At 69.0% G+C, this 4,546-nt stretch carries 6 protein-coding genes; all 6 read right to left on the minus strand.

Annotated elements, in window-relative coordinates; translation table 11 throughout:
- Nucleotides 1-83: 83 nt before the first annotated feature.
- On the minus strand, nt 84-608 hold the full coding sequence (locus ABD691_RS33555) for a hypothetical protein (RefSeq protein WP_344686400.1): 525 nt from the start codon (nt 606-608) through the stop codon (nt 84-86).
- 84 nt (nt 609-692) lie between these two features.
- Nucleotides 693-914, minus strand: a complete 222-nt coding sequence (locus ABD691_RS33560) for a hypothetical protein (protein WP_344686401.1) — start codon at nt 912-914, stop codon at nt 693-695.
- A 92-nt stretch (nt 915-1,006) separates the two neighbouring features.
- Nucleotides 1,007-1,471, minus strand: coding sequence for a hypothetical protein (locus ABD691_RS33565; protein ID WP_344686402.1), 465 nt, complete (start codon nt 1,469-1,471; stop codon nt 1,007-1,009).
- Between the two features lie 260 nt (nt 1,472-1,731).
- On the minus strand, nt 1,732-2,463 hold the full coding sequence (locus ABD691_RS33570) for a hypothetical protein (RefSeq protein WP_344686403.1): 732 nt from the start codon (nt 2,461-2,463) through the stop codon (nt 1,732-1,734).
- A gap of 108 nt (nt 2,464-2,571) precedes the next feature.
- Nucleotides 2,572-3,153, minus strand: coding sequence for a hypothetical protein (locus tag ABD691_RS33575; RefSeq protein ID WP_344686404.1), 582 nt, complete (start codon nt 3,151-3,153; stop codon nt 2,572-2,574).
- Nucleotides 3,154-3,448: 295 nt separating this feature from the next.
- On the minus strand, nt 3,449-4,432 hold the full coding sequence (locus ABD691_RS33580) for a DUF932 domain-containing protein (RefSeq protein ID WP_344686405.1): 984 nt from the start codon (nt 4,430-4,432) through the stop codon (nt 3,449-3,451).
- Nucleotides 4,433-4,546: the final 114 nt, after the last annotated feature.

Consider the following 4,546-nt stretch of genomic DNA (forward strand, 5'->3'; position numbering starts at 1 on the left):
TTTCGCGGCTTGACCCCGGCCGGCGCCGGGGCAGAGTGCGCACGCCCCACCGGTCCTCGTGGGGTCGCGCCGGCCGGTGGTGATCAGGGCAAGATCGTTCGCGCGCGGGTGAGGAGGAGGGCGGCGAGCGGGCCGAGGGCGGCGATGACGTCCAGGGACCGGTCGTAGGGGCTCGGGGTTTCCTCGAACCAGTTCGACGGTGTGGTCTCGGCCAGTGCGGTCCAGGTCAGAGCCGGGGTGAGCACTTCGGCGACGGCGTAGCTCTGGAAGGTGTGTACGTGCCGTTTGATCCGGGCGCGGACGGTGTGGTCGCCGGTGGTGACCACGCGGTGGTAGCTGTAGCTCTGCCCGTCGTGGCCGATGGCGTCGTCGATCGTCGCCAGCTCGCCCTCGTCGTTGTGCCGGGTGTCGTGGGCGGAGTACGGGCGTTCCTGGTCGCAGTACAGCAGGTGGTGGTCGATCCACTGCTGGGCCGATTCGGGCTGTCCGTGCTCGGTGAGCATTCCGGCTACCGCCTGGATCTGGTGGCAGGTCATGTGCCGGATCAGGTTCCGCGCGGCGGGGGCGGTGAACTCGTCGACGAACGCCCCGATCGGATCGCTGTTCATGGGCGGGCTCCTTCGGTGATCACTCGGAAATCGGTCGGGTAGTTCGGGGTTGGTCGGTTCCCCGGTGTTGGTGCGGGTTGCCGGTCAGTGCAGGTCCGGTTCGTCGCAGTCCTGCTGGTGCGCCGACAGCCAGTAGCGGGCTCCGTCGTGGCGGCCGGCAGAGTCCAGAAAGGCGGCGAGGACGTTGACTTCGCCGCAGGTCAGTGCGGGGCCGACGTGGTCGGCGAGCATTCCGTCGTCGAAGGTCTCGGCGAAGACCTCCTTCGGGTCGTAGTACGACGGCACTTCGATGTCGGTGGTGGTCACGGGTGTTCTCCGGGCGGTCAGGTGCAGGAGGCAAGGACCGCTGGCCCCTGGCCGGGGTAGAACCAGTCAGGGGCCAGCGGGATGCGGGCGGATCAGTAGACGCGGAAGCCCTCGTAGCGGGCCGCGGTCTTCAAGAACGGGATGACGTCGTCATCGAAGGCTTCGGGGTGTTTGTCCCCGTGCTGGATGGAGGTGTCGTAGGCGGCCAGGGCCTCGGTGCACTCCTTGTCGGTGACGTGCCAGCCGTCGTTGCTGCCGAACTTGTGCAGCGGGATGCCGCCGAGGTATTCCGCGTCGCCGGCGCCGTGATCGGCCAGCGTGCGCTCGATGGCTTCGACGAACCGCTTGGCCTGCTCGGTGACGGGCTCGCCGTCCTCGTTGAAGTCCGTCTTCCGGGACAGGTGGCTGTCGTCGGGGAAGGCGGGCATCTCGCTGAGGAAGGCCATACCGAGGTCCACCAGCGCCTGGCGGGTGGGGCCCATGCCCCAGATGTTGCGGCGCAGGTAGGTGTGCTCCTCGTCGGCCGGAGCGCCCTGGACAACCATGTCGTAGCCCACGATGGGCTCCTTTCACTCGGAAATTGCGGTGTTCCGGCGGGCGGGTTTGGTCGGTCCCGCCCGCAGGCCGATACAGGGGTGTTTGCCCTGGAAAACGCCGGGTTTCCGGCGGTGCCCCGCCGCGGCCGATGGGGCGCGCTCGGCCAGGCCCCGGCGCCGGGAAAAGGGGTCAAGCCGCACGCTTTTCGCGGCTTGACCCCGGCCGGCGCCGGGGCAGAGTGCGCACGCCCCACCGCCCCGGGGCGGGGTTGCCGGCGGGCTCAGCTGCTGGAGTCGGCGGGGTTGGTGAGGCTGCTGCCGTTGAGCCGGACATCGACGGCGAGACGGCCCTCGCTCGTGTCCGCTGTGGACGTTCCGCTGGTGTCGACGTCGACGGTGAACGTGCCGTCGTCGGCGATGGAGGCGATGATCTCGACGCCGCCGACGGCCATCGTCGGATAGCGCACCGGACGGGCCAGCCAGAATGCCGGTCCCTCCGGCAGACGCCACGGGGCTCGCGGACGGCGGTCGTACATCCGGGCCGCGAGGTGGCCAGGGGCGACGGTCTCGACGGCGGAGACATCCTCGACGCTGGGCAGCCGGGTGACGAACAGGCCGTCGTCGGGCCGGTCGTCGTCGTAGGGTTCCCAGTACATGTGCGGCTGTTCGGGGCCGATCGCCGAGGTCAGCTCGTGCTCGAGGTGCGCGACCACGTCGTCCCAGCCGTGGTCGTCGGCCGTGCGGTAGGACGTCAGCGAGTCGGGCACACGATCCTCCGCGCTCCACAGCTGGTCGTCCCTGCTGTAGATGCTGTGCAGCTGGACACCGACCGGGTCGACGTAGCGGTTGCGGGCGTCGATCACGATCGATGCGGCCTGCGGGAACACGTCGCGGATCAGCCGGGTCACGTCGTGGATTCGCACCGCGTGCAGCTGGTCCTGGGCGTGGTCGACGGTGTCGACCGCACGCGACAGGTGCGTCGACAGCGGCCGGTTCGGAATCATGTCGATCATCAGTTTTCGGGTCCTTTCACTCGGAATCTCCTGGCGCGCGCCGGGTTTGGTCGGTCCCGTTGCGCACGCCGTACCCGCGGCCGGTGGGCCGCAGGAGCGTGAGGGTGATCAGGTCAGGCGGTATACGTGCCGGGCACTGGCCGCGCTGACGTCGTCGAGGGTGATCGTGACCGGCAGACCAGCCGGGAGGCTGTCGTTGCTGACGTGCACCATCGGCCCGTTGCGGCCGGGATAGACCGCGACGGTCAGTCCGATCGCGTCCAGGCAGTAGGTCAGCGGGTGCTCGTGCGGGTCGTCCGGGGCCTCGTCCAGGACGCGGAGGGTGGCCAGGCGCAGTTCCAGCTCGCCGGGCTCGGAGCCGTGCACGTGGTCCTCGGTGATCTCAAAACCCCGATCGTCCTCGCAGTGCCCCTGGGTGGGGGAGAGCTGGATTTCGGCGCCGTAGAACAGAGAGACGACCTGACCGTCGTTGAGCCACCGGTGCGAGGCCGGCAGCTCGTCGCGCCAGTTCTCCTCGTCCCACTCGTCGCGGACCATCGTCGCCAGGCGATGCAGGGCGTCGTCGTAGCTGAGGAACAGTTCTTGTTCGTCGGTGTGCTTGTGCCACCAGTGCAGCGTCCACACGGTCAGGCCCTGCGGGGGTACGACGATGGCGGTGCTGGCGCTGGTGCGGGAATCCGTCGCCGTCATGGTGATGACCTCCTGTTTCGTTCGGACGGGTGCCGTGCGGTCGGTCGAGGGCCGGGCCGACGGACAGGCGGGAGTGAGCGCGTAGGCGTTGGGAACCGGGTGCGGCAGGGCGCTGCGCTACCCTGGGTTTCGTGCCAGGACGCGGCTCAGGCCGGGTTCCTTGACACTCGGAAATTGAGAAGATCGGCGGATCCTTTGGTCGGCCGCGGCTGTTCCGGCCGCGGACCCTGTTTCGGGGTGGTACGCCGGTCTGCCCGTGGCCCACCCGGCGCTCGCCGGGTGGGCCACGGTGTGTTCAGGCGACGGCCAGCAGGTCGAAGGCACGCTGCTTGCGGTTGGCCACGGTGCCGCTGGTCAGCACCCGGTGCGCCCGGATCGTGGAGTCCTTGGCCGGCTGGAAGTGGTCCACGTACTCGGTGATGGCCTGCCACCCGGCCCAGCGGGTACCGCGGACGGCCTGCTGGGTGTCCGCCGAGCTCCACAGCCGCATCAGCTCGCCGCGTCGGCGCTCGGCGTTGTTGCGGGTCCGGACAGGGGCGTTGTCGTCGACCGGCCAGATCGTCTCGACGACCTCCCGGAACTCCGGGGTGGTCAGCTCGGCATCGAGCATCTTGCGGGCCTCGCGCTCGAACGCCTCGGCGTAGGAGTACATCAAGCCCAGCTTGGAGCGGATCTCCTCGACCTTGATTTCGGCGTTGCGGGTGTGCCGGATGGACACCTCGGAGACTCGGTCCCTGATGGCCACGCCGAGCTGGTTGGCGCACCAGATCCGGAACGGCACGATCATTACGCGGAACGAGCTGGATCCGTCGTGGGAGTTGAACACCGCGAGGTACAGCTCGACGGGGTCGAGGCCGGCGACGGTCATGGTCTGCGGCAGCTTCATCGTGACGAAGGTGCGCTTGCCGCCGTCGAGCTGGCCTGCGTCGGCCAGGGACTCGGCGCCGGACTCGGCCACGAGGGCGTCGAGAAGATCGGCCTGCTCTTCGTTCTGCCGGATGCCGTAGCCGCTTCCGACCGAGCTCAGGTACCGGACCTGCCCCGTGGCCGGGTCGTCGCGCACCAGCATGACCTGCTCCGGGTTGTTGATGGTGGTGACGCCGTTGGGGGTGATGTCGGTGCCGGACTGCTGAAGCTTGCGGATGTTCCACCCGGCCAGCCCCGCCTTCTCCAGGGCGTGGCGAGCGTTGCGGCAGTCGGCTACCGGGGTGCCGATCTGGCGCCACGGGCTCAGTCGCGCGGGGTCCAGGGGGCCGTTCGCCTCGGTCTGGGTGGTCATGGGAAACGACATGACGGATCGGGTCCTCTCACTCGGAAATTTCGGTGATGTGCAAGGGGTTTGGTCGGTCCCCTGTGCACACACGGAGGTGGTGCTGCCCGTCTCGGTGGGGCG

Source organism: Saccharopolyspora taberi (assembly GCF_039534165.1).
Lineage (GTDB): Bacteria > Actinomycetota > Actinomycetes > Mycobacteriales > Pseudonocardiaceae > Saccharopolyspora_D > Saccharopolyspora_D taberi.

Coding starts and splice junctions, on each gene's coding strand:
- ABD691_RS33575 (WP_344686404.1), bottom strand. CDS start 3,153: ATGACGGCGACGGATTCCCGCACCAGCGCCAGCACCGCCATCGTCGTA.
- ABD691_RS33580 (WP_344686405.1), bottom strand. CDS start 4,432: ATGACCACCCAGACCGAGGCGAACGGCCCCCTGGACCCCGCGCGACTG.
- ABD691_RS33570 (WP_344686403.1), bottom strand. CDS start 2,463: ATGATCGACATGATTCCGAACCGGCCGCTGTCGACGCACCTGTCGCGT.
- ABD691_RS33555 (WP_344686400.1), bottom strand. CDS start 608: ATGAACAGCGATCCGATCGGGGCGTTCGTCGACGAGTTCACCGCCCCC.